Source organism: Rhizobium sp. AN5, from assembly GCF_900215255.1.
GTDB lineage: Bacteria > Pseudomonadota > Alphaproteobacteria > Rhizobiales > Rhizobiaceae > Agrobacterium > Agrobacterium tumefaciens.
In genome coordinates this window covers 1,103,486-1,129,892 of record NZ_OCMJ01000003.1, presented here as the reverse complement: position 1 = coordinate 1,129,892, position 26,407 = coordinate 1,103,486, and the positions used below count along the sequence as shown (strand labels likewise).

The following is a 26,407-nucleotide window of genomic DNA, read 5'->3' as shown; positions in this document are numbered from 1 at the left end:
CGCCCTCCGTGTAACCAGGGTGAAAACGTAGGCGCGGGCTTGCGGTTCCCTGTAAGTTCACATGGATGAAAAAAGAGGATGCTGCCCGTCACGGCCTCATCAAGTTTTCTTGAAACTATCGCAAGAAACGAATTCCTCCCCAAATGGTTCTCTGCCCGATGCAGACAAAGGAAGGGAGACCCATGTTCCGCAACAACCGATTTCTGAGTTCGACGATGCTATTCGCGCTGCTGGCCGTACCACTTGCCGGCGCCGCCCACGCACAGACCGCCCCGGCAGCCGAGACGAAACGGCCCAATGCGCCGGATCAGAAACCGGCTTTCGAGGGTCAGACCCGTGCGCCGCAGGCCGCCACCCAGCCCGACGTCGAAAAAACCGTCATTGCCGAGGGCCTACCGCATATCTGGTCGATGGAATTCCTGCCCGACGGCCGCATGATCGTGGCGGCCAAGGAAGGCGCAATGCACATCGTCGCAGACGGGAAAGCCAGCCCTGCCATCGCGGGCGTACCGGAAGTCGCATCTGCCGGACAGGGCGGACTTCTTGACATAGCGCTCGCGCCGGATTTCGAAACATCGCGCACGATCTTCTTCTCCTTCTCCGAACCGCGCGATGGTGGAAATGGCACCTCGGTCGCCTCCGCAAAACTGACCGAGGAAGGCGGTGCGGCCAAACTTGAAAATGTCTCGGTGATTTTCCGCCAGATGCCGACCTATGACGGCGACAAGCATTTCGGTTCCCGGCTTGTCTTCGGGCCGAATAGCGAGCTTTACGTCACCGTCGGCGAACGTTCCGATGCGACGCCGCGCGTGCAGGCGCAGGATTTGTCCAGCGGCCTCGGCAAGGTCTTCCGTATCGATACGCAAGGAAAGGCTTTCGAAGGCAATCCCTTCGCGGGTCAGCAGAACGCTCTTCCCGAAATATGGAGCTATGGCCACCGCAACTTGCAGGCGGCAGCACTGGACGGAGAAGGCAGGCTCTGGACCGTGGAACACGGACCGAGGGGCGGCGATGAGCTGAACTTGCCGAAAGCGGGCCTTAACTACGGCTGGCCGGTCATAACCTACGGTATCGAATATAGCGGCGGGGCGGTTGGCCAAGGCGTGACCGCCAAAGAGGGCATGGAACAGCCTGCCTATTATTGGGACCCGGTCATCGGCCCCTCCGGCATGGCCTATTATAACGGCGACCAGATTCCCGAATGGAAGGGCGCCTTCATCGTCGGCGGACTGGTGAGCCAGGGCCTCGTCATCCTGCATCTCGATGGCGACAAGGTCGCGACCGAAAGCCGGCTGCCGCTCAAAGCGCGCATACGCGACGTGAAGATCGGGCCGGATGGCGCGGTCTATGCCGTAACCGAGGAGCGCGGCGGCGGCGAGTCGCAGATCCTGCGGATCGCCAAAGCCGGTTGATAAAAACAGATGATCCACATGACAGGCCACCGGAACGAAGGTGGCCTGTTTTTCGTTTGCCGCAGCGTGAAACCTGCCGGAAAAAACGATGCCACAACCGCCCACCCGCCTTCTTGCCAAAATCGGACTTGCCTATGTCAACGATCAGGAGCCGGGCATAGCCCGAGAAAGGCGCGGGCGCGGTTTCTGTTGCCGGTTGCCGGGCGGCGAACTTCTGTCCGATAACGTGGAGTTGCAGCGTATCAAATCGCTCGGCGTCCCGCCTGCCTACAAGGATGTCTGGATATGCATCGACCCATCAGGGCATTTGCAGGCAACGGGCTTTGATGCGCGCGGGCGAAAGCAATATCGTTACCATCCCGACTGGCACGCATTGCGCGGTGAGACGAAGTTCTTTCAGCTGAAAAGCTTCGGCAAGGCGCTGCCCGCCATCCGGCGACGCGCCATGGCTGACATTGCAAAACAGGATCACGGTCAGGACATGACACTGGCGGCCCTGACGCTGCTTCTCGATGCCGCCTATCTGCGCGTCGGCAACCGTTCTTATCTCGAAACCAACGGCACCTATGGCGCGACCACATTGCTCAAGCGCCACGTGTCCTTTGGCGAGACCATCGAATTGCGCTTTGCAGCCAAGGGCGGGCAGAAGGTGAAGCGGCAATTGCGCCACCCGCGCCTTCAGAAAATCCTCGAGGAAATCGCCGATCTGCCCGGCAAGGAGCTGTTTGTCTGGCAGGACAGCGAAAACCGGGTTCATTCCGTCGATTCAAGCGATCTCAACGCCTATCTTTCCCGCGTCGGCGGACAAGGCATTTCCGCCAAGACTTTCCGTACCTGGGGCGGAACGCTTGCGGCCTTCTGTCATGCGATGGAACATGTGGCTGCGGGTGAAAAACCCAGCATCAAGGGCATGTGTCAGGCAGCGGCGGTGGAACTGTCCAACACACCCGCCATTTGCCGTAAGAGCTACGTACATCCCGCCGTTCTCGATATAGCGACGGAGGAGAAGGCGCAGAAGAAGCTTGGCCGTATTCTGAAGGTGGGCGCAAAGCCGGTCTCGGGCCTCAGGGCCGATGAAAGACGCCTGCTTGCCTTCCTGCCGTGATGATCAGCGGCTAGTCGCCCATTCGCCCAGTTCCCGCTCGGCCCTTTCGAGCGCGCTGTAATTCAACAGCTTGCGCAGGAAAGCGACGGTGACGGCGCGGGTTCGAAGATTATAACGGCCTTCCGCCTCGTCATCGCCGGCCGCCTGATGGACGTTCAGCTTTTCGTAGAGGCTTTGCAGCCGGTTCTGCACGCTGCGCAGCGAAAGGTTACGGCGGCGCGCAATCGCCTTGTCCGTCAGGCCCAGCGCAACATCAACAAGGATTTCATATTCGGAATCGGTGAAGCCATGCGCCTTGCCGAGACTTTTTTCCTGTAGGCCGCGCACTTCCCGGTCGATCACGCATTGCGCCTCGATGAAGATGCTGCGCAACGCCAGCCGCAACCGGTCGTCAGATGCTGATTTCAGCACGTAGCCATAGGCAGCACCTTCGGGCACGATGCGGGAAACGCCGCGCACATAAGCCTCGTCGGAATAGTTGGACCAGAACAGGATGCGGGTGTCTGGCCGCTCCTTCCAGATGGTGCGCGCCGCCTCGATGCCGTTGCGTTCGTTCATCTGCAAATCCATGACGATATGGGCGGCGCGGTTTTCCCGCGCCAGCTTTTCGCCTGTTCTGCCGTTTGCCGCCTCCAGCACCTTGTCGCATTCCGGCAGGGCGGCTCTCACCGCCTCGTTCAGATAGGCGCGGTGCAGCGCATCGTCCTCAACGATCAGCACGTCCATGTCATATTTCCTCCCGCCGGTCGAAAGCGCTTTCCGGCAACGTCACGGTAATGCGGGTTCCAGCGCCTTTGCCATTGCCACCAATATCGAATCTGGCTGAAATCAGCCGTGCCCGCGTCTTCATGTTGCCGATGCCGAGGCCACCAGAGACAGCCCCCTCGCCACGGCCGCTACCGTCATCGCTCACGGTCACCCGCAACCCGCCATCCGTCAACGACAGTGTCACCGCAATCGTTTCCGGCTGCGCGTGACGAATGGCGTTGTTGACCGCCTCCTGCACGATGCGGAACAGCGAGATGGCAACCGTCTTGTCGAGTGTCTCCACAAGCCCGTCCGTCTCGTCCGTAACCGACCAGTCGATAGAAGAGCCGCTATCGCGCACGGAGCGATCCACATAGGTCTCGATGGCCTGCACGACGCCGAACAATTGCAGAATGGAGGGTTTCGCCTCCTCGATGATCTCGCGCAGATCCTGCATGCAATGCTGCAGGCTGCGCACCACCGGTTCCAGCATCTCGCCCGACACGTCCGATGCGTGGCTCATGCGCTCGATGCGTCGTGCAAGCCGCGTCAGGTCCGCCAGCGTCTGGTCGTGCAAATCCATGCCGATCCGCTGCCGCTCGGCCTCCAGCGCTTCGGTCAATTGCAGGGCACCCAGCCGCAACCCCTCCTCGCGGGCATTGGCGCGCGCCTCCTCGATCGCAGACCGTTTGGCCTGTTCGGCGGCGCGGATGGCGTAGAAATAGGGCGCCAGCAAATCCGCAACCGCGCGGGCATTGGCGACATCCTCCATCGTATAGGCGTCCGACTGGTGCGAGGAGCAACTGAGCGCGCCGATAATGTCACCATGCACCTTCATCGGCACGTGCAGGCGGCTATGCAGATCAAGCTCGATGATCGGGCTGGAAAATGCGCCTTCGAAATGGAAGCGCGGATCGGCGCAGGCATCGCCGCTCAAAAGGTATTCCACCTCGCCCGAGAGCACGGAACGGATGGGACTGCCGGACAGAAGGGCGGGCGGCTGGCGGCTCCAGGCACTTGCCAGACCGCTTTCATAAGCGATGTGAAATTTGTCATCCAGCTGCTTGATGCAGACGTCCAGATGGACATGCGGAATGATATGGGTGATTTCGGTGGCGACCGCCTGAATGATGGCGTTGAATTCGAGCTGCCCGGCGAGCAGCCGCGAAATGCCCATATAGTGATGGAAAAGAGCGCTTTTTGGCGTATCCAGCATGTGCGGACACCCTCCCAAGCGCCTGCCTTGTCAAGTTGTGGCGGCGCGACCTGCCCCGTATCGGCTATTCTGCGCCCGGCGGTGGCGTTTCGTCCTGCGGGTTCCCGCATCCTTTCTGCGGAAACCCGCAGGAAGATTGCCGTTATCCGCCTGTACAAGCCAAACCTTCTTGGTCATTCTCGCTTTTACTGGGGAAAGGAGCTCCAGTGCAAAGGAATTCCGCCTGCCGCCGAGGAGATTTGCGGGAAAGCGGGTTCCGAGCTCAAAAAGGGCAAGCCACCAGGGAGGAAAATCAATGGCTTTCAGAAAGATGCTTCTGGCATCGGCCGCTGTCGCATGCGCAGCTTTGCCGATCACCGCTCACGCCGATACCTCGGCTAAAAAAATCGCGCTTTCGAACAATTACGCGGGCAATTCCTGGCGTCAGGCAATGCTGACGAGCTGGGACAAGATCACCAAGCAGGCGGTTGCAGACAAGCAGGTCGCTGCCGCTGACGCCTTCACGACAGCCGAAAATCAGGCGACCGAACAGGCGGCGCAGATCCAGAACCTCATTCTTCAGGGTTACGACGCCATCGTCATCAACGCCGCCTCGCCCACCGCTCTTAACGGTGCCGTGAAGGAAGCCTGCGACGCCGGAATTACCGTCGTCTCGTTCGATGGCATCGTCACCGAGCCCTGCGCCTGGCGCATCGCCGTAGACTTCAAGGCCATGGGCGCAAGCCAGATCGACTATCTCGCCAAGGCCATGCCAAAGGGTGGAAACCTGCTCGAAATCCGTGGCCTTGCAGGCGTTTCGGTCGATGACGAAATTCACGCCGGTATCGCTGCGGGTGTCGCCAAGAACCCGCAGTTCAAGATTGTCGGTTCGGTCAATGGCGACTGGGCGCAGGACGTCGCACAGCGCGCTGTCGCCGGTATTCTGCCAAGCCTTCCCGAAGTTGCGGCAGTGGTGACCCAGGGCGGTGACGGTTACGGCGCGGCACAGGCTTTCGCCGCCGCCAAGCGCCCGACACCGACAATCGTCATGGGCAACCGCGAGGACGAGTTGCAATGGTGGAAGCAGCAGAAGGATGCCAGCGGCTACGAGACCATGTCGGTCTCCATCGCCCCCGGCGTTTCCACGCTCGCTTTCTGGGTGGCGCAGCAAATCCTCGACGGCAAGGATGTCAAAAAGGATTTGACCGTACCTTTCCTACGCATCGATCAGGGCAATCTTGAGGAAAACCTCAAGAACACCCAGAAGGGCGGCGTCGCGAATGTGGAATATTCACAGGAAGACGCCCAGAAGGCCATCGCCTCCGCCAAATAGGCCGGACAATTTCCGGACACAAGCGATTGCGGCGCTCCCTGAACGGGCGCCGCAACTGCCACCAATATTATCCAAGTTTCAGATCACTGGCGTGAATGCTCATGAATGACATCATCGAGGCGGAAGAAGTCGTTGCCGCGCGCGGCGTGAAGGTCGTGTTCGGCGCGGTAAGGGCGCTTGATGGGGCCGATCTCGTCATCCGTTCGGGCGAATGCCTGGGGCTCGTCGGCCATAACGGTGCGGGAAAATCCACCATCGTCAACGTCATCAATGGCGGGCTGACGCCGCATGAGGGGTCCATTTCCTATCGCGGCGAACAAGGCCGTCAAGGAATCGCGGCAGCACGCGCCAGCGGCGTTCGCTGCGTGTTTCAGGAATTGTCGCTCTGCCCGAACCTGACGATCAGCGAAAACGTCCGCATCATGCATGCCGCGATGAACGGGCGGAACTGGCGCGGACGTGCGCTCACCATGATCCGACATACGCTGGACGAAATTTTTCCCGGCCACGGTATCGATTGCGAATTGACGATCGCAGAACTCTCCATCGCCGAGCGGCAGATGGTCGAAATCGCCATCAATTTCTGTCGAACCCCGGATGCGCCGAGACTGGTGATCCTCGATGAACCGACCTCCTCGCTTGATGCCGGTCTTGCGGAACAATTGATGGATTATGTTCGCAGTTTTGTGCGCACCGGCGGCTCCGTTCTGCTGATCTCGCATATTCTCGGCGAGATTTTGTCGACAGCCACCCGCATCGTGGTGATGAAGGACGGCCGAGTGGTCGCTGATCGGGCAGCGGGCGAGTTCACGACGCGCACGCTGGTGGAAGCCATGGGCAGCGTCGTCAAGGAACAGGACAGGCAAAAGGGCGAAAACCGCAAGGCGGGAGAGAAGGTGCTTTCGATGCCGGCGCGCCGGGGCGAAGGCCTCGCCTTCGAGGCTTTCCGCGGTGAAATCATCGGCCTTGCCGGTCTCGGCGGCCACGGCCAGACGGAAGCGCTGCTCGATCTCTACCTTGCTCGCAACAGCAGCTGGCTACCCGCGCGCAAGACCGATATCGCCTTTGTGGCGGGTGATCGCAGCCTGAACGGCACCTTCCCGCTGTGGAGCATTCTCAAAAACCTTTCCATCGCCTCGCTGCGGGATATTTCATCCGCAGGCATAGTGGACAGGGGCAAGGAAACCGAGCTTGGCGCGCAGTGGAAAAAGCGCATCGAAATCCGCACGCCCGATATGGGCAATAAAATCCTTTCGCTCTCCGGCGGCAACCAGCAGAAGGTGCTTTTCGCCCGCGCACTCGCCACCACGGCCAGCACCGTGTTGATGGATGACCCCATGCGCGGCGTCGATATCGGCACCAAACAGGAGGTCTACGATATCTTGAGAACCGAAGCATCCCACGGCCGTACCTTCATCTGGTACTCTACCGAGATGGATGAAATCCGCCTTTGCGACCGGGTCTATGTGTTCCGCGACGGCGCCATTCAGGCCGAACTGGTGGGAGAGGACATCACCGAACAGAATGTGCTGGCCGCTTCCTTTTCCGGAGAGGACCACGCATGAAACTCTCCGCCAGTGCCCTTCGTCTCATCATTCCCGCCGCCTCGCTCGCCTTCCTGCTTGCCGCCGTCTTTTACATGCAGCCGCGCGCCATGAGCTATAACGGCCTCAACCTGCTGTTCAATCTGGCGGTGCCGATTGCACTTGCCACCATTGCGCAGATGCTGATCATGTCCGTCAACGATCTCGATCTGTCGATGGGTACCTTCGTCAGTTTCTGCGCCTGCGTCACCGCCACCTTCCTGCAAACGACACAACTGCTCGGTATCGCGATCTTCGCCGGTGCGATTGCGGTTTATGCGATGCTGGGCGCCATCATCCACATCCGCGCCCTGCCCTCCATCGTCGTCACGCTTGGCATGAGCTTTGTCTGGGGCGGCCTTGCCGTCCTCATCCTCCCCTCGCCCGGCGGCCAGGCGCCGACCTTCATCCGGGCGCTGATGACGGCAAAACCGCCGCTCGTGCCAATTGCCATCGTTGCCAGCATCGTGATTGCGGTCGTCGCCCATTATATCGTCATGCGCTCCTCCTTCGGCGTGCTGATGCGCGGCGTCGGCGGTAACTTCCGCTCCGTCGAGCGCTCAGGCTGGTCGGTTATCGGCATACGTGCCGCCACCTTCGCGCTGGCAGGTTTCTTCGCGGTGCTGTCGGGCATAGCACTCGTCGGGCTAACGACATCGGCCGACGCCAATATCGCGCTGCGCTACACGCTGCTGTCGATTGCGGGCGTTATTCTGGGCGGCGGCGAATTCGTCGGCGGCCGGGTTTCACCCATCGGTGCCGTCATCGGCGCGCTGACGCTCACCCTTGCCGGTTCCTTCCTGTCCTTCATGCGCATTTCGCCGGACTGGCAGATCGGCGCACAGGGGGCGATCCTCATCATCGTGCTGGCGCTCCGTATCCTGCTCAACCGTCTCGAAAAGCGGGAGAAAAACCAATGAACGGGCTTTCGTCCATCTCGAAAAAACCATGGATATGGTCGTTCGCCGCTACGGCTGCGGTCTGGATCGTCACCGTCATGTTCACCGGCGGCGCAAGTTCCTTCGGCCTGTCGCACGCAGCCCTTACCTTCGCAGCCTTTTCCGTGATCGTCGGCATCGGCCAGATGTTCGTCATCACGCTCGGCCCGGGCAATATTGACCTCTGCGTTCCCGCCACGATGACGCTATCAGGCACGCTGGCGCTCAAATACATGGATGTATCCGATGGCCTTATCCTGCCCGGATTGCTGATCGCCATTCTGATCGGCATCGCCATCGGCATCGGCAATTACACGCTGATCAAGCTCCTGCGCATCCCGCCGATCATTGCGACGTTGTCCATGAGCTTCATCGTGCAGTCCATCGCCATCTGGTCGAACCGCGGCCTGCGCATCAAGCCGCCGGAAACACTGGCCACTTTTGCCACGTCGAGCTCTCTCGGCATTCCGAACGTTGCCCTCGTCGCGCTTGTCCTCTCGGTCATCGCCTGGCTGCTGCTTGACCGCACCTTTTACGGACGCTGGATTTCTGCCATCGGCCAGAGCACTTTCGCAGCCCGCATGACCGGCATTCCGGTGGACGGAACACGCTTCGTCACCTATGTGCTCTGCGCGGTTCTGGCGGCGATTGCCGGTTATCTGCTCGCCAGCTTCTCCGGCGGCGCGGCACTGAACATGGGATCGGAATATCTGCTGATGTCCATCGCCGTGGTGGTGATCGGCGGCACGGCGGTTGCGGGCGGCGATTCCAACGTACCCGGTATCTGGGGAGCCTCGCTCTTCATGTTCCTGGTGGTCTCGATGCTGAATACCTATGGTTTCGGCGCTGGCATCCGCCTCATCCTCACCGGCCTCATCATCATTTCCGTCATTCTTCTGGCAAGCGGCCCCAAGGCCACACGCTGAACCCCGAACGAAAAGCCCTCAAGCGGACCACGCTCATGACCACAGAAAACGCCTCCCCTTACGAAATTCACGATGAACGCTTCCGTCTTCTGATCGTCGGCAATGCCGAGCTGGAAGAGCTTTATTCCGGCTGCCGCTGGGCCGAAGGCCCGGTGTGGTTTGCCGATCTGAACTGCCTGCTGTTCAGCGATATTCCCAATGAGCGCATGTTGCGCTGGGTGCCAGATGGCGGGGTCTCTGTGTTCCGCCACCCCTCCAACTTCACCAATGGCAATACGCGCGACCGGCAGGGACGGCTGGTTTCCTGCGAACATGGCGGCCGCCGCGTCACCCGCACCGAAGTCGACGGCTCGGTCACAGTTCTTGCCGACGGTTACGACGGCAAGCGTTTGAACTCTCCCAATGACGTAGTGGTGAAATCCGATGGCAGCGTCTGGTTCACCGATCCCACTTACGGCATTCTTTCCGATTACGAGGGCTACAAGGCGGAACCCGAACAGAAGACGCGCAACGTCTACCGGCTCGATCCGGCAACCGGAGAGATCAAGATCGCCATCGACGACTTCGTGCAGCCGAACGGTCTGGCTTTCTCGCCTGATGAAACCAAGCTCTATGTCGCAGACAGTTCCTACAGCCATGATGTATCCCGCCCGCGCCATATCCGCGTCTTCGATGTCGTGGACGGCGTGAAGCTCACAAACGGCCGGGAATTCTGCAATCTCGACAATGGCTTGCCTGATGGATTCCGTCTGGATACGGCGGGCAATCTCTGGACCAGTGCCGGCGATGGCGTCCACTGCTTCTCGCCTGACGGTACGCTGCTTGGCAAGATCAAGGTGCCGCAGACGGTCGCAAACCTCACCTTCGGCGGCCCGAAGAAGAACCGCCTGTTCATCACCGCAACGAAATCGCTCTATTCGGTCTACGTCGCCGCAACCGGCGCGCAGACGCCTTGAGACACTGAAAAACCGGAGGGCATATGACGGACGGGAACTGGCAAGACGACTTCGCTGCGCTATAAAAGCGGGATGAACGATGATTCCAGCCCCTTCCTGACCGACGACATGGCACTGGATGGCGAAACGCAGGCCATCGAACCCACCAGCCGCATGCTGTCATGGGCGCGCAATTCCGCTCTCTACCGGCTGGAACAGCGCATGATGACGGAAAAGCAGCTGCGCGATGCGATCACCCGCAAGGCGCGGGAAAAATTCGAGGATATCAGCCACGCTCAGATAAAGGCCCTTGGCGAATTCGCCGTGACCTTTGCCTATGGCATCAAGGCGCTCGACGATACGGCTTATGCAGAAATTGCCGTGCGAAGTGGCCAGCGCAGCGGCAAGTCGAAGCGCGGGCTTGCGCAAAAACTTCAGATCAAGGGCATTGATCGGGAAACGGCCGCAGTCGCGCTGCAGGAAACCAACGATCTGGTGGCGGCCGTCATCTTTGCGCGCAAGCGCGCCTTCGGCCCCTTTCGCCGTGTCGAGCTTGATGAAAAACGCAAGTCGAAGGAATTTTCCGCCTTCGCCCGCAACGGCTTCGGCTTCGAAATCGGCGCGAAGGTAATGGCGATGACGGTGGAAGAGGCAGAAGAGATCGTCTCGGAAGCACCGCTTTAAGGGTTATTGCGGCATCGGATGCGTTTTCAGATAAGCGATCAGATCCGCAATATCCGTTTCGCTCCACAGCCCGAAAAAGCGCATCGAGGTTCCGGGGATCGCCTTTTTAGGGCTCGAGATAAAACTTTGTAGTTCCTCCTCCGTCCACACCCGACCCGCGGCACCGGCATCCTTCAGCGCCTGCGAATAATGGCCGTAATCAGCCACGGAAGCCATCGGCCTGCCTACCACGCCCATCAGATGCGGTCCCATGCGGGTGCGCGGCGCATCGATGCTGTGGCAGTTGGAACAGCGGCTGAAAACTTTTTCCCCGTGCACCGCATTGCCTTCGGCCAATGCCGGCGCAGCAATACAGAGGAAAAAAGCCATTGAAGCCGGAAGCGTTCTGAATGCCGAGATCATCATGCCCCACATAATACAACGCCCTCCCCGTCTGACAACGAAGAGGGCGTTTTTTAACATGCGACAGAATGCCCGGCTTTATACGCCGGGCAGTACGTCGATGATCAGTTCATCGCCGTGAGCGTCACGGACGTACCGGTTGCGGCGAGGTTGAGGCCAACCTGGCCCGTTACGCTGACCGTCTGAAGCTGGATGGAGCCCGAGGTGCCGCCAACGAGGATGTTGGTGCCAACGCCGAGACCAACGGTCACTTCAGCCGTGGCGCCCTGATAAAGGCCGCCGAGCGAACCGCGGTGGTAACCCGCTGTCGGGGCGAAAACGGCCCAGACCAGACGGCCCTGCGTGGTGAAGCCAAGGTCAACGCCCATCTTGCGGATAGCGCCGGTGTAATGGTCGGTGCGACGCGCGCCCATGGTGGACTGGAAGGTGCAATCCAGTTCCTTGGCCGAGCCGATTACGTAACCGACGCCACCGCCGATATCGCAGGTGAGGTAACCGATCTTGACGCCATTGCGTTCGTCCTGCTCCTGCGGAGCCGGCTCATATCTTGCAAGGTCGGCAGCGAGTGCGGACACGGTTCCACCGAGACCCATCGTCAATGCGGCAAAAGTTACGGCAACAGCCTTTTTCATCTGATTTTCTCCTGTTTTATTCCTACCCGCAGCAGCCCTTCTTGCCCTCTCCGGATATTGAATTCCGCACTGTTAACGTTTGTTCCCCGAAATCGATCCAAAACAACTGAATTGGGTGCAAGGAAAGCAAAACGGTTAACAATGTCTACTGGCGGTAGGATGCCATTAAGACATTGTTAGGGCGGGAAACGCCTGTCGAATTCCTGTTAAAGGCGAGTACGTCAGGGCGTTGTTTTGCTGCAACGATGTCAAAACGGCAGTGCTACGGGAAAGCCGGTCGCAGCATGGGTCATGACATCCATACGGACGCCATAGATACGCTCCAGCGTTTCCGGCGTCATGATTTCTTTCGGCGTTCCCCTTGCGATCAGTTTACCGGAATGGAGTGCGACGATCTCATCGCAGAACCGCGCCGCCATGTTGACATCGTGCAGCACCACGATGACGCCGAGACCCTTTTCCCGCGACAGTCTTTGCACCAGCGAGAGAACCTCAAGCTGGTGCGCCATGTCGAGCGCCGATATAGGTTCGTCGAGAAGCAGGCTTTCGGCGTTCTGGGCAACCAGCATGGCCAGCCACACGCGCTGGCGCTCCCCGCCGGAAAGCGTGTCCACCAGCCGGTCCCTGAAGGCCACGGTGTCGGTCAGCTCGATAGCCTCGTCCACCCTTTCCTGATCCACCTTGGTGAATTGGCCGAGCGCGCCGTGCCAGGGGTAACGGCCAAGCGCCACCAGTTCCTTGGCCAGCATGCCGGAGGCAGCCGGCGTATATTGCGGCAGATAGGCAAGCTTTCGCGCGAATTCGCGGTTGCCCCAGCTCCCTAACGGCTGCCCCTCGAACGACACCTTGCCCGCCGTCGGATCCTGCATGCGCGCGAGTATCTTGAGCAGCGTCGATTTTCCCGAACCGTTATGGCCGATAAGACCGATGGTCTTGCCGGTGGCAAAGCTTGCCGTCAGCGGATGCAGCAATGTCCTGCCCGGAACCTCCATCGTTACCGCTTCCAGAGAGAAAAGCGGGATATCGTCGTAATCCACGGCAGGTGCGGCCTGACCCATTGTTCTCATCTCCGTAAATCGTTCAGAAAAATCATCATCGCCTGCCTGAAAGCCAGATCAGATAGGGCGCACCGGCCAGAGCCGCAAAAAGCCCAAGCGGCAGCTCGTAAGGAAAGGTCACGGTTCTTGCCCCGAGATCGGAAAGCGCCATCAACACCGCACCGAACAGGAACGATGCAAACAGGTGGTCGCGCGGTGTGGTGAAACCGGCCCGAAGCGCAATGTGCGGTGCCATCAACCCGACGAAGCTCAGCGGACCGACCAGCAGTGAGGCCGCACCGGTGGCAATGCCGGCCACGGCGATGACTGCAATACGCGCCGTAGCGAGCGGCAGACCTAGTGAGAGCGGCACATCCCGGCCAAGCGGCAGGATCACCAGCCAGCGCGTCACCGACAGGGCAGCGGCCAGGAGCACGACGGAAAGCACCGCAAGAAAGATCGCCGAAGCTGATGTCGCCGTCGAACCCGAGCCGCTGAGCCAGGAGAGAATTTGCCAGGCCCGCTGATCACCAATGGCAAGCAGTGCCGAAAGTACCGCCGAGCAGAGCGAACTGATGGCAATGCCGGCGAGCAGTATTTTTTCAGACGCCAGGTGCCGACGCACCGAAAAGAACAGAACGAGCATCATGACGGCTGCCGAGCCGAGGCCAGCGCCGCAAAACAGTTCGAACAGCCCGGCGGCCGGAAAAAGCGTGATGGCGGCGGCAAAACCAAGACCCGCGCCACCGCTGACACCGATCACCTCCGGGCTTGCCATAGGATTTCCGGTCAGCCGCTGCAGAAGCGCGCCCGCCATCGCCAATAAACCACCGGCGGCACAAGCCGCCATCAACCGCGGCCAACGAAAGGGCAGAAGGCTTTGCAGGTCGCCAGATTTCAGCACCGTCCAGCCCTCCGGTCCCTTGCCGATGGCGAGGGCTGCAAAAACCAGCCCAGCCATGATGACAAGCACCGGCAGCAGGGAGGCAAGCCTGCGTCTGATCGCGAGATCGCCGCCTTCACTGCGATGGATATTCGTGGGCGGGATTATCGGCAGCAGCCAAAGCAGCAAAGGCCCGCCGATGAGAGCCGTGACCGCACCCGTCGGAAACACTTCCGCTGTCGTACTCGCCAGAAGCTGCACGAGACCGTCGCAGAACCAGAGCAGCAGACCGCCCAGAAGCGGCGAAACGAACAGCACGGAGGATGCACGTCGCACACCCAGCGCACGGGTAAGCGCAGGTGCTGCAAGGCCGATAAAACTGACGAGGCCAACTGCCGCTGCGACGAAAGCCGCCAGCATCACGGCGACGGCCGCCACCGCCAGCCTGATCGAAAAGAGCGATACGCCGAGCGATCGCGCACCGGAATCGCCGAGACCCAGAACCGTCATTGGCCTTATCAGCAGCCCGGTGAGAACGAGTCCAGCGAGAAGTTGGGCGGCAAGCACAAACGCATTCGACCAGTCCTGCTGGCTGAGCGAACCGCCATTCCAGACCACAAGCGACATCAGATATTCGCCTCGTGCAAGCGTCAGCGCGGCGGCAACGGAAGCGGCGGTGATGCCCACCAGCAGTCCGGACACCACCATGGTGACGGGCTCGAAGGACCGCCGCCAGCCGAGAAGAAACACCACAGAGGCCGCAGCGGTACCGCCGGCGAGCGCCACCCATGTGCGGTTGCCATCCAGCACCGAGGGGAAGGACAGGGTCGCGATGACGATTGCCAGCTGGGCGCCGGCAGAGATGCCAAGGGTGGAGGGGTCAGCAATCGGATTGCGCAGCAACTGCTGGAAAAGCGCACCCGACAATCCCAGCATCGCCCCCGCCAGAATGGCAACCGCCACACGCGGCATCAGGCTGAAGGCGAAAATGACCTGATCCATCGACATGGACGCAGCATCGAACGGCAGGCCGGGCCAAGCGCCGAGAGGTAACCGCAGCAATCCGGCATGCAGGGAAAGCCCGCAGGCCAGAAGAAAGACGAGGCCGAAGAAAAGCTGGAGAGGCCGTGCCGTCACAATGCCTCTCCGTGGATCGCCAGAGCCTCGGTCAAAAGCCGCGCAAAACGCATGGCTGCGGTGATACCGCCATAGGGGCTGACATTACCGAGGGTGACCACCCGGTTTTCCCGCACGGCCGGAAGCGCACGCCAGATGGCACTGTTGCGCAAGCTCTCGCGGGCCTCCACCGGAACATCCGAAACAATGACAATGCGGGCATCGGCCACTTCGGCTAGATTTTCGAGCGGAACCGGGGCGGCGAAGGTGAACTGCGAACGGTCGACCCAGGCGTTGGTCAGCCCCAGCCGGCCAAGAATATCGCCGAACATGCTGTCTTCACCGAAGGCGCGGAAATGCCGGGCATCGCCGATGTTGATCACATAGGTCGGCCGCGACGCAAAACCTGCCAGGCGCGCCCGCATGGCTTGCAGCGCAAGGTGTGTCTCGTCCAGAACCTTGCGGGCTGCGTCAGCCCTGCCCAGCTTTTCGCCAAGTGCCGAGACCGCGGCAAGCGACTTTTCAAACGGCGGCTCGCCCTTCACGTAAAATGGCAATGAAAACACCGGCGCTATCGCTTCCAGCCGGCCGGTATAACGTGTGTAGAAAGGTGAAATGAGGATGAGGTCGGGCCGGGTCAGTTGCAGAAGCTCCAAATTCGGCGCGCCGCGCAGACCAAGATCAGAGACGGTTTCAGGAATTTCCGGCTCGACGGCACCTGCCCTGAACTGGATGAGTTCAGTTGCGGCAACCGGCATGATACCGAGCGCGACGGAGGTTTCCAGCATGGCCCAGTCGATCACGGCAAGACGCGGCGTCACCGCCGCCCGCGCCTTGCCCGCAAGAGCCGAAGCGGCAAGCAGCCCCAGAAATTCACGCCGCCCCCAACCGGAAGACATCAATCGATCTCTGCGCTTCATGCCCCTGCTGCTTCACTTGATATGCGTTACCACCGATGGGTCAGCTTGCGCGCAACGGTTCTTCCGTCACCGTAATACCATCCGAAAGTGGAGCAACTAGAAATATATTCTTCATCAGTCAAGTTTTACAACAATGCGCGATCCCGGGGATAAAAATTCGCCGCCATCCTGTTGGCCGACAGGAATGGCGATACGGCCAACCCCATGAAATTGCGTAAGGACCATAAGTCTTTCCGGCTGAACCCGTTGAGGGACCGGAACCTGCGCCGACATTTGTCTTCCCCGCTTGTCCCCGTCGCCCCGGTTCACCGCATAATCACGGCGGATTTTGATTTACGGGAGACCGCAATGGCTGAGACTTACACACATCATAGCGCCGGCCTCGAATCACCGGCGTCTCACGGTTTCGATATCGTTCCTGATGATACCAACCTGCTGCCGTCAGTCACACGCGCCATTTATGTCGGCAATGGCGGGCAGCTATGCCTAACCCTGCTGTCCGGGGCGACGGTGACCTTCCAGAACCTGCCCGCGGGCAGCCTGCTACCGGTCCGGGCCACGCGCGTGTTTTCAACGCGCACCACGGCGACAGGACTCGTCGGGCTGAATTAGTTGATATCCGCTCGAGAGCTGTTCATCGACCTGAAACCACGTCCACCGCCGCATGGCGCGCGGCGCAACGTTACAGATTCATGACAATCATTCAGGTTGACGTCAGCTAAATGATGCAACCGCCATCCACTGGCCTCTGAGGCAACTTAAATACGGGCGTTCGCACTTTCTTTGCTTATGCCCGCTGTTCTGAATCTGGTGGGACCTGATAGTGGCGCTTTTTACCGCGAAAACGACTGGGACTGTAATTCTTCGTCCGGAAATCGGCAGCGTGCCGCTCTGTCTGCTGACGGCAGCCTATCTGCTGTTTTTTACAAACCAGACGTTCTGGTCGAAGGTTCACACCTATCTTTCCGCCTATCCGGTTGCCATCGTCGGGCTTTATCTCGCCATAGCGGCGCTTCTCGGCGCGCTCATCACCATTTTTTCCGCCAAATATCTCATCAAGCCGTTTCTGATCTTGCTGGTATTCGCGGCCGCGGCGGCTTCCTGGTTCATGGACCGCTACGGCATCATCATCGACAGCGACATGATCCGCAACGCCGTGGAGACCACGCGGGCGGAAGCGGGCAATCTGATGACACCTGGCCTTTTCTGGCATCTGACGATCTACGGGCTGGTGCCGTCGCTCGTCATCGCCACCGTCCGGGTTCGGCATCGGCCGATCATCGACAAGTTGCTGTGGAACACCGTCAGCATCCTGGTCTGCCTCACCGTTGCCGGCATCATCAGCTTTGCGAATTCCAAAACATTCACCACCGCCGTGCGCCAGCACAAGGATATCGTCAAAAGCGTCAATCCCTTGTCGCCGATCATATCCACCATTCACTATCTGACGCAGGCGGAAAAGGAAGCTGACATACAGGTGAGCCCGATCGGCAAGGATGCGAAAATCCTGCCGGCGCTGGGTGGCATCCACAAACCACGCATCACCGTCATCGTGGCTGGTGAGACCGCACGCGCCGCGAACTTTTCCCTGAACGGCTATGGGCGCGACACCAACCCGGAACTGGCAAAGCGCGACGTGATCTATTTCCCTGATACAACCAGCTGTGGCACTGCGACGGCGATTTCCATTCCCTGCATGTTCTCAAAATTCCCGCGTTCTGAGTACAGCCACAACAAGGCGCTCGCCAACGAGAACGTCATGGATGTTCTCGTCCATGCCGGTGTCGGTGCAACCTGGCTGGACAACAACACCGGCAGCAAGAACGTGGCCGACCGCATTCCCTTTTTCGACCTGCCTTCCACCAACGACACCCGCTTCTGCACCGGCGGAGAATGCCGCGACGACATCTTCTTCGACAAGCTTGACGCCTGGCTCGACAACGTCAAGAAGGACAGTGTCATCGTGTTGCACCAGATGGGCAGCCATGGGCCGACCTACTATCTGCGTTACACCGACGAATTCCGGAAATTCACCCCTGACTGTCGAACCGCCGAGCTTGGCAATTGTACGGACGCGCAAATCGTGAACTCCTATGACAACACGCTTCTCTACACCGATCATTTCCTGTCGACCGTGATCGACAAGCTGAAGGCACGCTCCAACACGCTGGCAACGGGGATGATCTACGCCTCGGACCATGGTGAATCGCTTGGTGAGAACGGCGTCTATCTGCACGGCGCACCCTATCTGCTGGCACCCGACCAGCAGACCCATGTGCCGTTTCTCGTCTGGTTCGATGAAGATTTCGCCAAATCCATGGGGCTGGATCGTGCCTGCCTTGCAAAAGGCGCAGCAAAGGGCGGGCGCTCGCACGACAATTATTTCCACAGTATCCTTGGAATGATGAACGTCTCCACCTCCGTCTACGATTCCGCGCAGGACGTGTTCGGCGGCTGCACCCAGCGCCAGAATAGCTGAACATACAGTGCTTGACGCTTATCCCGTGAAAGCGATACGCAGGACGACGCGATAAAGGAGCTGTCTTGCGGGTTCTGCTTGTTGAAGACGATCATGTGCTGGGCGAGGCGCTGCGAGACCATGTCGCCGCGGCAGGCCACGCCGTCGACTGGTTCAAGTTGCTCGACGACGCCACGGCGGCGACGCTGACCATGGCTTACGGGCTCATCCTGCTCGACATGCGGCTGCCGGACGGCGATGGCATCACCCTTTTGCAATCACTGCGCAACCGTGACGACTCGACGCCGGTGATCATTTTGACGGCGCACGACCAGGTGTCCGACCGGATTGCCGGGCTGAATGCCGGTGCGGACGACTATCTGGTCAAGCCCTTCGATCTCAACGAGCTTTCGGCACGCATGCTGGCGGTCTCGCGGCGTTACGAGGGGCGCTCCGCCCCCGTCATTCGCCTGCCCGGCATCGAAATCAACCAGGTGGCGCGCAATATCGTCGTTGACGGAACAGCGCAAACGCTCAGCGCCAGAGAATGGGCCGTGCTGGAAAAGCTGGTTGAGCATCCCGGTGCGGTCGTCTCGAAATCTCAACTGCACGACACGCTCTACGAATTCGGCGCGGAAATAGAAAGCAATACGGTCGAGGTCTATATCAGCCGGCTGCGCAAGAAGATCGGCCATGACCGCGTCGAGACCGTGCGCGGTGTCGGCTACACCATCAGGTAGACAGAAATGGCCAGACCGACCAGCATGACCCGCAAGCTCGTCACGGCGCTGACGAGCGTTGTCGCCATATCCTGGCTTATCGCCTGCGGGTTGGGCGTCATGGTGATGCAGGACGAGTTCGCTGAAATTTTCGACGCTGGCGTTGAGGAAACAGCCGAAAGACTGCTGCCACTGCTGGTGGACGATCTCAGGGAAAACAATACGGGCCCCGCCTCGCAAAAACTCAACCAGTCGGCACATGCGGCGGAATATCTGACCTATCAGGTTCGCGACCGGGAAGGACAGGTCGTCCTGCATTCGCATGACAGTTCGACCGAACCTTTCGAGGTCTCTCTCGACGCCGGTTTTTCCGAAACGGCGACCCAGCGCATCTACACGGTGGCGACACCGGACGGGAATTACTTCCTTCAGGTCGCAGATGCCTTCGCCAACCGGCGTGAGGCGATCGAGGAAGCCGGCACTGCAATTTTGCTGCCCGTTCTCATTCTCATCCCCGCCAGCATCTTTGCCGTCATCTTCGTGGTGCGCAAAACCCTGCAACCGATACAGACCTTGCGCGACGAGATCTGGAAAAAAGACGGTGGCAATCTCGCGCCGCTGGAAACCCTGCCGTTTCCGGCTGAACTTCACCCGATTGCCCGCTCGGTCAATCTGCTGCTGAGGCGGCTGCGATCGACAATCGAGGCGGAAAGGGAGTTTACCGCCAACAGCGCCCATGAATTGCGAACGCCGATTGCCGGCGCGCTGGCGCAGGCGCAGCGGCTGCACGCCGATATTCCGCCTGAACTTGCACCGCGCGTGGAAAATATCGAGAAAGCCCTGCTGCATCTCGGCCATCTCGCCGAAAAACTGCTGCAGATGTCGCGCGCGGAAGCAAGGATCGGGTTAACAGACACGGCGACCGACCTCATCCCCATTCTCGAACTCATCATCGACGACATGAGCAGAACGGCGATCGGCACGTCCCGCATCCGCTTCACCAATCGCTGCGAAGGCGGCCTGAACTGCAAGCTGGGCACGGATGCCTTCGGCATCATCATCCGCAACCTTCTCGAAAACGCCCTGATCCACAGTCCGGCGGAAAGCCCGGTGCAGATACTGGCCGAAGAGGACGGTACGATCCGCGTCGTCAATTCCGGCGCGGCGATCGACAAGGCGCTCCTTCCCAAACTGACGACGCGCTTTGTCCGAGGCCCGTCCAAGGCTGATGGTACCGGGCTTGGCCTCGCCATCGTCAGAAGCCTGATGGAACAGATTGGCGGCGAACTCGTGCTATCCTCCCCCGCACCCGGCAGACAAGACGGTTTTGAGGCCCGTATCGTGCTTCCGGTCGAAGCCGCCTGAATGTGCTGAAAACAAAAAGCCCCGCCAGGGGGCGGGGCTTTTGTTGGTATAATTGTGGCCGCTCAATCCTCGTGAATATGGCTATGGTCGCGCGTATCGCGCATCTTCACATAAACCACCAGCGACAGTGCGATCATGATCGTAACGTACCAGAAGAACCAGTTTTCGTGGCCGATCTGCTTGAACTTCAAGGCTACGAATTCTGCCGTTCCCCCGAAAATCGTGTTCGCCAGCGCGTAGGGCAGAGCCACACCGAGCGCCCGGATGTGGGCGGGGAACATTTCCGCCTTCACCACCGCATTGATGGAAGTGTAGCCGGTGACGATCAACAGGCCGACCAGAACGAGAGCGAAAGCCATTATCGGGTCGGTTGTCGTCGCCAGCGTCGTGAAGATGAGATAGGTGAACAGCGTTCCAAGAATGCCGAAGCCGACCATCAGCGGCTTGCGACCCACCTTGTCCGACAGCGCACCGGCAATCGGCTGGCACAGCATGAAGACGAAGAGTGCTGCCGTGGTGATTTCGGTCGCGCTTTCCTTGCTGAAGCCAGAGGTATTGACGAGGAATTTCTGCAGATAGGTCGTGTAGGCGTAAAAGGCGAGCGTGCCGCCTGATGTCAGCGCCATGACCATCATCGCTTCTCGCGGATAGTGCTTGAACAGCGCCCATCCGCTCGATTTCGGCTTGTCCGCATTGCCCGCCTTGGCATTTTCAAAGGACTGCGTCTCGGCAAGGCCGCGACGGATGTAAAACACCGCAATTGCAAGAACGCCACCGATGAAGAAGGGAATGCGCCAGCCCCAGGCGCCGAGCTGCTCGGGTGTCAGAACCCGCTGCAGAACCAGCAACACCGCCAGCGCCAGAAGCTGGCCGGAAATCAGCGTCACATACTGGAAACTGGAGAAAAAGCCACGGCGGTTCTTGCCGGCCATTTCGCTGAGATAGGTCGCGCTGGCGCCATATTCACCGCCGACGCTGATGCCCTGCAGCAGGCGGGCAAACACCAGAATGGCAGGCGCTGCAATGCCGATCGTCTCATGGCCCGGCGTAATAGCGATCAACAGCGAGCCTAGGCACATCAAGGTAACGGACAAGGTCAGGCCGGCCTTGCGGCCCTTGCGGTCGGCATAGGTTCCCATGAACCACGCACCGATGGGCCGCATCAGAAATCCGACGGCAAAAACGGCGGCCGCGCTCAGCAATTCGGCGGTCTGGTTTCCGGAAGGGAAAAACACCGGCGCGAAATAAAGGGTGAAGGCCGAATAAACATACCAGTCGTACCATTCGACGAGGTTGCCCGCCGATCCGCCGATAATGGATTTCAAACGGGTTTTCTGATCCGGTGCCGTAGCGGGACCATTTGCCATAATATTCACGGTAAACTCCAATTCATCTCGCCTGGAGGTGGAAGGGCGAACGGAAGGTGTGATAATTTGTCGCTCTCGGAGGGGGTATATACCCGCCATATTGCAATGCGCAAGTTTACGCCGCATCGCAGCATGGCAATTGCAGCGTCTACTCGCCATCTTCCGCGCCGGACCATTCTAATCCGCCTTGTCACCCGGCCGTGCTCAAACTAAAAAATATCAATGATTTACGATATATCGGACATTCATATCGAAAAGCTTCTCATCCCCGCCGCGCGCGCGGGTGAAGCACTGGCACGGCTGGACGAGAGGATAAGCCGGTCGCCGATGAAACACGGCTTCATCGAAAGGCAGGACTTTACCGACGCGATTTCCTCCATGTGGGTGGATGGCGAACTCGTCCATATGGAAGATCTGGTCCTGCATGACGCCCATATGGATGTGCGGGCGCCAACCCATGAAATGACGGCGGCGCACCGGATCGTCCGCTCGAGACGGCTGATTTTTTCCAACGCGCCAGGCTGGGCCTTCACCGCACCAGGCCTTTCCCGCCTGCGCGGCAGAATGGGAATTGCCGCCGACGAGACGGCATTTACCCCGGAAAAGCTGGATCATTCCGGCAACGAGGAGGCTGATGCAGACGGCGAGACACCGCTGGACGGGGCCTTTTCCGAGCTGGACGCACTTCTGGCGCGAAGCGCCGCCACGCTGGACGCGATCACCGCCGGCACCACACTTGCGCCGGTGACACATCGGGAAGAGGCCCATCCGATGATCAACGATCCCGACTGGGACGAGGAGGAAAGGCTGAAGGAATGGCGGCAGGTCCATGGCCAGACGGAGGAGTTGCCCGTGATCCTGCGCACCGCAATCCTGCTGGATGCCTGGAATATGATCGAGGTTCTGCAACGCAGCCCCTGGCTCGGCAGGCTTATGGCCGCCGCTTTTCTGCGCGACGGGGCTGTCTCTCCCGACCATCTGCCGGCGCTCAGCGCTGGTCTTCGTGCCGTCCCGCGCGAGCGCCGGCACGCCAGAAACCAGACGCAACGCTTAATCGCCCTTCTCGACAGCTTTTACGAGGCGGCACTGGCCAGCATGAAGGAACATGACAGGCTGACCCACGCCAGAGAACGCATGATGCGCAAGCTGGCCGGCCGACGCTCCTCTTCGCGTCTGCCAGAACTCGTGGAGCTTGTCGTCTCTCGGCCGGTGGTTTCGGCGGCCATGATCGTCAGGGAACTCGGCACCACGCCGCAGGGTGCGATCGGGCTCGCCAATCAGCTGGAGTTGAGGGAGGTTACGGGCCGAGGCCGCTTCCGTGCCTGGGGCATGCTGTAGCACAGGCCGCTCAGTCTTCATCCGCCTAAACCCCGGATAAATAATATTTTTCTCAACCCCTTGTTCCTGCGATAAATCCCGGAAGAATCCTGCGATCACGAATCTTAACAAAATTTAACTATTGCGTAGGTGGATGAAGCGGCTATGTTCTCGCTGCGTTGCAACACGATTTTTCTCCGGTAACGCGGTCGCATTCGGCTCCGGCAACCTTTCTTTGCCATCCGCATTAAAGTGTCCACCATGAGGGAGATGCAAAAAATGACAATTTCAGTCTCACAACTCGATTCCGATCAGGAAACAGATGCTCCTTTCGCCCGAAAAGTCCTGATGGCGCGCAATCTCGCCGGATATACGGTCGATCAGCTTGCCATCACCTGCGGCCTGACGGCCAATGAAATCCGCGCCCTGGAAGACGGCTCAGACAGCGATCCTCTGCGCATCAGGCGCGTTGCCGCCGCCCTGCATATTCCAGTCGAAACCGTTATCTGATCGTTCACAACGATCCGAACCAAATCTCAGCGCCGCCGGGGACGATGTTCACGCAACATCCGGGCGGCGCGTAACGGTTTGAACGCCACAAGTCTCTCCGGAACATTTTCCGCTCCGCTCTCTTAACATTTCCGTTATCCGGCACCACATGATGTCCGCACGGGACATGTTCGGCATGTGGCCCGCCTGCGCGAGAGCACCAATAATTTCCGGAATCCTGCCATGACACTCAGCCTTAACACCGAAGAACGGGTTTCTTCAGCATTGGATGAATTGTGGCCAACGGAGAAAACGGAAATTCTCGACTGGCTCGTCACCGGCACGAAGGACGAGCGCTTTATCGATGAGATATTCTTCGAGCTGTGCAGCAGGTTGCGCGAGAGTGGAATTTCTATAGCGCGGGGCGCACTTGCCTTCCGCATTCGTCACCCGCAATGGCTTGGCGCGCGCATCCTGTGGAAGGCCGGCATATCGTCGGCCGAGATCACCACCTATGGCTATGGGGCGGAGAGCTCGCCCGAATATCTGAACAGCCCCATCAACGACATCCATCAGGGCGCGACCGAAATCCGCCACCGGTTGACCGGAGACGAGATCGAGCCATCCGCTTATCCGATCTATGAGGAATTGCGCGCCGACGGGCTGACGGATTATTTCGCCTGGCCGATCGAACATACGTTCGGCAAGCGCCATGTCGCCACTTTTTCCAGCGATCGGCCCGGTGGTTTTTTGGAAGCGGAAGTCCTTGCGTTGAAAAACCTGCTACCGGCGCTCGCGCTTGTCAGCGAAATTCGCCTGAAAAACCGCATGACGCGCACCCTGCTGGAGACCTATGTCGGGCCGCATGCGGGTGAAAAAATTCTCAATGGCGCAACGACGCGCGGCAGCGGCATAACTGTAGGCGCGGCGATCCTGATCTGCGACCTGCGCAACTTCACCCACATTTCCGACCTCTGGCCGCGCGATGATGTGATCGAGCTGCTGAACGGTTATTTCGACGCCATGTGCGATCCGATCGAGGAATTCGGTGGTGAAATCCTGAAATTCATGGGCGATGGGCTGCTGGCGATTTTCCCGCTCAGCGATCCGCAGGCTTGTGAAAACCTGCTTAAAGCCATTGCCAGCGCGCAGAAAAGCCTCGTTGCCCTCAACGACATCAATTGCCAAAAAGGCCATGACCCTCTGGGTTACGGCATCGGCGTCCATGTCGGCGATGTCATGTATGGCAATATCGGCTCGAAAACCCGCCTCGATTTTACCGTCATCGGTCCTGCCGTGAACATCGCATCACGGCTTGAAACCCTGACCAAGGAAACCGGCCGCAACGTGCTGTTTTCCGAAGAATTCGTCCGTATGGCCGGACACGAGGACAAGCTGGACAATCTCGGCCCATGGCTTCTGCGCGGCCTCGAAACCCCGGTCGAGGTTTATGCGCTTCCCCAACATGAGGTCCTCACACCCTCTGTCGACTGATTGCCGGTCAGGACTTTGTTCCCGTTTCAACGCTTTTTCAACGCAGCGCTCACCCGTGCTGCGCAACCTCCCGAAGAGATGATTTCGGCTGCCCTGCCCGTCGTCAAAACGCTTGACACGCCTCCGATGTCGATCTAGCAAAATAGAACATATATTCCATATCGAAACATTGTTTGCGTTCATATTCTGTCTTTCCGGGAGTGGAAGACGGGTGTGAGGAACCGGAGGAAAGATGGTTACGAAATTGGCACTGCTCGGCGCTGGACGGATCGGCAAGGTCCACGCCAAGGCGATCACCACCGACAGCCGTGCGAAGCTGGTGGCCGTTGTGGACGCCGTTGCAGGTGCTGCGGAAGCAATCGCCCGCGAAGCGCAGTGCAAGGTCAGCACAATCGACGAGGTTCTGGCCGACAAGACGATCGACGCCGTCATCATCTGCACGCCGACCAATACCCATGCCGATCTGATCGAGCGTTTTGCCCGTGCCGGCAAGGCCATCTTCTGCGAAAAACCCGTCGATCTGGATGTGGCCCGGGCGGAAGCCTGCGCCAAGGTGGTTGAGGAAACCGGTGCAAAGGTGATGCTCGGTTTCAACCGGCGTTTCGATCCGCATTTCCAGGCCGTGCACAAGGCAATCGAGGATGGCCGCATCGGCAAGGTGGAAATGGTGACCATCACCAGCCGTGATCCCGGCCCGCCGCCAGCCGAATATATCAAGGTTTCCGGCGGCATTTTCCGCGACATGACTATTCATGATTTCGACATGGCGCGGTTCCTGCTCGGCGAGGAAGTGGAAAGCGTATTCGCCACCGGTTCCGTTCTCGTCAATCCGGAGATCGGTGCACTCGGCGATTTCGATAGCGCCAGCATCATTCTGACGACGAAAAGCGGCAGGCAGGCGAGCATTTCGAATTCGCGACGCGCGACCTATGGGTACGACCAGCGTATCGAAGTGCATGGTTCGCTCGGTTCGGCAGCGGCCGAGAACCAGCGGCCGGTCTCCATCGAGATCGCCAATGCTGAAGGCTACACTCGCCCGCCGCTGCATGATTTCTTCATGACGCGTTATACGGCGGCCTATGCGGCGGAAATTACCGCTTTCATCGATTGCGTCGAAAACAATGTGGCTCCGTCACCCTCCATCAAGGATGGGCTGATCGCATTGAAACTGGCCGACGCTGCGCTGAAATCCGTCACCTCGAAGGCGGCCGTGACGATCGGCTGATCGACGCAGAAATCACTCCGTAATCAACATCCTGTCCGCGGTGCGTTAACGCATGGCGGACAGGAAAACAGCTATTTGCAAAGCTTTCGCCAGCATCAGCGCCACCCGTGAACTTGACCGGGCAG

The 26,407-nt window shown here is 59.5% G+C and carries 24 protein-coding genes; 16 read left to right on the top strand and 8 right to left on the bottom strand.

All coding sequences use genetic code 11. The features are described from left to right. Window positions 1-182 precede the first annotated feature (182 nt). Window positions 183-1,412 (top strand): PQQ-dependent sugar dehydrogenase, encoded by a 1,230-nt coding sequence (locus tag CRP02_RS08610; RefSeq protein ID WP_097170821.1) that lies wholly within the window; start codon window positions 183-185, stop codon window positions 1,410-1,412. An 88-nt stretch (window positions 1,413-1,500) separates the two neighbouring features. Next, a complete protein-coding gene (locus CRP02_RS08605; protein WP_097170820.1) occupies window positions 1,501-2,517 on the top strand; it encodes a DNA topoisomerase IB in 1,017 nt (338 codons plus the stop codon). 3 nt (window positions 2,518-2,520) lie between these two features. Here the strand turns inward: CRP02_RS08605 and CRP02_RS08600 are convergent, their stop codons facing one another. Both CRP02_RS08600 and CRP02_RS08595 read right to left on the bottom strand, forming a co-directional pair. After that, complete coding sequence (locus CRP02_RS08600) at window positions 2,521-3,243, bottom strand: response regulator transcription factor (RefSeq protein ID WP_097099748.1); 723 nt, start codon at window positions 3,241-3,243, stop codon at window positions 2,521-2,523. A 1-nt stretch (window position 3,244) separates the two neighbouring features. Further along, window positions 3,245-4,480: a sensor histidine kinase gene (locus CRP02_RS08595; protein ID WP_097170819.1), complete on the bottom strand. Its 1,236-nt coding sequence runs from the start codon at window positions 4,478-4,480 to the stop codon at window positions 3,245-3,247. 295 nt (window positions 4,481-4,775) lie between these two features. On the opposite strand from CRP02_RS08595, the gene CRP02_RS08585 reads away from it, so the two are divergent. From CRP02_RS08585 to recX, 6 genes are all read left to right on the top strand, one after another. Then, window positions 4,776-5,792: an ABC transporter substrate-binding protein gene (locus CRP02_RS08585; protein WP_097099750.1), complete on the top strand. Its 1,017-nt coding sequence runs from the start codon at window positions 4,776-4,778 to the stop codon at window positions 5,790-5,792. A 101-nt stretch (window positions 5,793-5,893) separates the two neighbouring features. Further along, window positions 5,894-7,357 carry an ATP-binding cassette domain-containing protein gene (locus tag CRP02_RS08580; RefSeq protein WP_097171300.1) on the top strand — a complete coding sequence of 488 codons (1,464 nt, stop codon included), beginning with the start codon at window positions 5,894-5,896 and terminating at the stop codon, window positions 7,355-7,357. Next, complete coding sequence (locus CRP02_RS08575) at window positions 7,354-8,295, top strand: ABC transporter permease (protein ID WP_097170817.1); 942 nt, start codon at window positions 7,354-7,356, stop codon at window positions 8,293-8,295. The genes CRP02_RS08580 and CRP02_RS08575 overlap by 4 nt, the downstream gene beginning before the upstream one ends. Further along, window positions 8,292-9,239, top strand: a complete 948-nt coding sequence (locus CRP02_RS08570; RefSeq protein WP_097170816.1) for an ABC transporter permease — start codon at window positions 8,292-8,294, stop codon at window positions 9,237-9,239. Before CRP02_RS08575 ends, CRP02_RS08570 begins: the two co-directional genes overlap by 4 nt. A 35-nt stretch (window positions 9,240-9,274) precedes the next feature. Continuing rightward, window positions 9,275-10,195: an SMP-30/gluconolactonase/LRE family protein gene (locus tag CRP02_RS08565; RefSeq protein WP_097170815.1), complete on the top strand. Its 921-nt coding sequence runs from the start codon at window positions 9,275-9,277 to the stop codon at window positions 10,193-10,195. Between the two features lie 72 nt (window positions 10,196-10,267). After that, complete coding sequence (gene recX / locus CRP02_RS08560; protein ID WP_097170814.1) at window positions 10,268-10,858, top strand: recombination regulator RecX; 591 nt, start codon at window positions 10,268-10,270, stop codon at window positions 10,856-10,858. A 3-nt stretch (window positions 10,859-10,861) separates the two neighbouring features. Here recX and CRP02_RS08555 read toward each other — a convergent pair whose 3' ends face one another. From CRP02_RS08555 to CRP02_RS08535, 5 genes are all read right to left on the bottom strand, one after another. Beyond that, window positions 10,862-11,272: a c-type cytochrome gene (locus CRP02_RS08555; RefSeq protein ID WP_097170813.1), complete on the bottom strand. Its 411-nt coding sequence runs from the start codon at window positions 11,270-11,272 to the stop codon at window positions 10,862-10,864. Between the two features lie 92 nt (window positions 11,273-11,364). Next, on the bottom strand, window positions 11,365-11,892 hold the full coding sequence (locus CRP02_RS08550; RefSeq protein WP_004431668.1) for a DUF992 domain-containing protein: 528 nt from the start codon (window positions 11,890-11,892) through the stop codon (window positions 11,365-11,367). Between the two features lie 248 nt (window positions 11,893-12,140). Continuing rightward, window positions 12,141-12,950 (bottom strand): ATP-binding cassette domain-containing protein, encoded by an 810-nt coding sequence (locus tag CRP02_RS08545; protein WP_097099756.1) that lies wholly within the window; start codon window positions 12,948-12,950, stop codon window positions 12,141-12,143. Window positions 12,951-12,984: 34 nt separating this feature from the next. Next, window positions 12,985-14,949 (bottom strand): Fe(3+)-hydroxamate ABC transporter permease FhuB, encoded by a 1,965-nt coding sequence (gene fhuB / locus CRP02_RS08540; RefSeq protein ID WP_097170812.1) that lies wholly within the window; start codon window positions 14,947-14,949, stop codon window positions 12,985-12,987. Beyond that, window positions 14,946-15,848, bottom strand: coding sequence for an iron-siderophore ABC transporter substrate-binding protein (locus CRP02_RS08535; RefSeq protein WP_179783967.1), 903 nt, complete (start codon window positions 15,846-15,848; stop codon window positions 14,946-14,948). Before CRP02_RS08535 ends, fhuB begins: the two co-directional genes overlap by 4 nt. A gap of 348 nt (window positions 15,849-16,196) precedes the next feature. Between CRP02_RS08535 and CRP02_RS08525 the strand changes: the two genes are divergently transcribed. From CRP02_RS08525 to CRP02_RS08510, 4 genes are all read left to right on the top strand, one after another. After that, complete coding sequence (locus tag CRP02_RS08525) at window positions 16,197-16,460, top strand: spike base protein, RCAP_Rcc01079 family (RefSeq protein ID WP_097170810.1); 264 nt, start codon at window positions 16,197-16,199, stop codon at window positions 16,458-16,460. A gap of 211 nt (window positions 16,461-16,671) precedes the next feature. Continuing rightward, window positions 16,672-18,327 carry a phosphoethanolamine transferase gene (locus tag CRP02_RS08520; protein ID WP_097170809.1) on the top strand — a complete coding sequence of 552 codons (1,656 nt, stop codon included), beginning with the start codon at window positions 16,672-16,674 and terminating at the stop codon, window positions 18,325-18,327. 65 nt (window positions 18,328-18,392) lie between these two features. Next, window positions 18,393-19,046, top strand: a complete 654-nt coding sequence (locus CRP02_RS08515; protein ID WP_004431644.1) for a response regulator transcription factor — start codon at window positions 18,393-18,395, stop codon at window positions 19,044-19,046. Between the two features lie 6 nt (window positions 19,047-19,052). Beyond that, window positions 19,053-20,390, top strand: coding sequence for a sensor histidine kinase (locus CRP02_RS08510; RefSeq protein ID WP_097170808.1), 1,338 nt, complete (start codon window positions 19,053-19,055; stop codon window positions 20,388-20,390). A 62-nt stretch (window positions 20,391-20,452) separates the two neighbouring features. On the opposite strand, the gene CRP02_RS08505 is transcribed toward CRP02_RS08510, so the two are convergent. Next, window positions 20,453-21,757, bottom strand: a complete 1,305-nt coding sequence (locus CRP02_RS08505) for an MFS transporter (RefSeq protein WP_004431639.1) — start codon at window positions 21,755-21,757, stop codon at window positions 20,453-20,455. A 222-nt stretch (window positions 21,758-21,979) separates the two neighbouring features. Here CRP02_RS08505 and CRP02_RS08500 point away from each other — a divergent pair, with 222 nt between their 5' ends. From CRP02_RS08500 to iolG, 4 genes are all read left to right on the top strand, one after another. After that, entirely contained in the window at window positions 21,980-23,095 is a 1,116-nt protein-coding gene (locus CRP02_RS08500) for an RHE_PE00001 family protein (RefSeq protein ID WP_097170807.1), read from the top strand. A 258-nt stretch (window positions 23,096-23,353) separates the two neighbouring features. Next, entirely contained in the window at window positions 23,354-23,584 is a 231-nt protein-coding gene (locus CRP02_RS08495; protein ID WP_004431634.1) for a helix-turn-helix domain-containing protein, read from the top strand. Between the two features lie 222 nt (window positions 23,585-23,806). After that, complete coding sequence (locus CRP02_RS08490; RefSeq protein WP_097170806.1) at window positions 23,807-25,057, top strand: adenylate/guanylate cyclase domain-containing protein; 1,251 nt, start codon at window positions 23,807-23,809, stop codon at window positions 25,055-25,057. 232 nt (window positions 25,058-25,289) lie between these two features. Continuing rightward, window positions 25,290-26,282: an inositol 2-dehydrogenase gene (gene iolG / locus CRP02_RS08480; protein ID WP_097170805.1), complete on the top strand. Its 993-nt coding sequence runs from the start codon at window positions 25,290-25,292 to the stop codon at window positions 26,280-26,282. Window positions 26,283-26,407 lie beyond the last annotated feature (125 nt).

Bases quoted from the DNA above. Each gene is read 5' to 3' on its own strand.
- CRP02_RS08610 (WP_097170821.1), top strand. From the start codon at position 183: ATGTTCCGCAACAACCGATTTCTGAGTTCGACGATGCTATTCGCGCTG.
- CRP02_RS08605 (WP_097170820.1), top strand. From the start codon at position 1,501: ATGCCACAACCGCCCACCCGCCTTCTTGCCAAAATCGGACTTGCCTAT.
- CRP02_RS08600 (WP_097099748.1), bottom strand. From the start codon at position 3,243: ATGGACGTGCTGATCGTTGAGGACGATGCGCTGCACCGCGCCTATCTG.
- CRP02_RS08595 (WP_097170819.1), bottom strand. From the start codon at position 4,480: ATGCTGGATACGCCAAAAAGCGCTCTTTTCCATCACTATATGGGCATT.
- CRP02_RS08585 (WP_097099750.1), top strand. From the start codon at position 4,776: ATGGCTTTCAGAAAGATGCTTCTGGCATCGGCCGCTGTCGCATGCGCA.
- CRP02_RS08580 (WP_097171300.1), top strand. From the start codon at position 5,894: ATGAATGACATCATCGAGGCGGAAGAAGTCGTTGCCGCGCGCGGCGTG.
- CRP02_RS08575 (WP_097170817.1), top strand. From the start codon at position 7,354: ATGAAACTCTCCGCCAGTGCCCTTCGTCTCATCATTCCCGCCGCCTCG.
- CRP02_RS08570 (WP_097170816.1), top strand. From the start codon at position 8,292: ATGAACGGGCTTTCGTCCATCTCGAAAAAACCATGGATATGGTCGTTC.
- CRP02_RS08565 (WP_097170815.1), top strand. From the start codon at position 9,275: ATGACCACAGAAAACGCCTCCCCTTACGAAATTCACGATGAACGCTTC.
- recX (WP_097170814.1), top strand. From the start codon at position 10,268: ATGAACGATGATTCCAGCCCCTTCCTGACCGACGACATGGCACTGGAT.
- CRP02_RS08555 (WP_097170813.1), bottom strand. From the start codon at position 11,272: ATGTGGGGCATGATGATCTCGGCATTCAGAACGCTTCCGGCTTCAATG.
- CRP02_RS08550 (WP_004431668.1), bottom strand. From the start codon at position 11,892: ATGAAAAAGGCTGTTGCCGTAACTTTTGCCGCATTGACGATGGGTCTC.
- CRP02_RS08545 (WP_097099756.1), bottom strand. From the start codon at position 12,950: ATGGGTCAGGCCGCACCTGCCGTGGATTACGACGATATCCCGCTTTTC.
- CRP02_RS08535 (WP_179783967.1), bottom strand. From the start codon at position 15,848: ATGAAGCGCAGAGATCGATTGATGTCTTCCGGTTGGGGGCGGCGTGAA.
- CRP02_RS08525 (WP_097170810.1), top strand. From the start codon at position 16,197: ATGGCTGAGACTTACACACATCATAGCGCCGGCCTCGAATCACCGGCG.
- CRP02_RS08510 (WP_097170808.1), top strand. From the start codon at position 19,053: ATGGCCAGACCGACCAGCATGACCCGCAAGCTCGTCACGGCGCTGACG.
- CRP02_RS08505 (WP_004431639.1), bottom strand. From the start codon at position 21,757: ATGGCAAATGGTCCCGCTACGGCACCGGATCAGAAAACCCGTTTGAAA.
- CRP02_RS08500 (WP_097170807.1), top strand. From the start codon at position 21,980: ATGATTTACGATATATCGGACATTCATATCGAAAAGCTTCTCATCCCC.
- CRP02_RS08495 (WP_004431634.1), top strand. From the start codon at position 23,354: ATGACAATTTCAGTCTCACAACTCGATTCCGATCAGGAAACAGATGCT.
- CRP02_RS08490 (WP_097170806.1), top strand. From the start codon at position 23,807: ATGACACTCAGCCTTAACACCGAAGAACGGGTTTCTTCAGCATTGGAT.
- iolG (WP_097170805.1), top strand. From the start codon at position 25,290: ATGGTTACGAAATTGGCACTGCTCGGCGCTGGACGGATCGGCAAGGTC.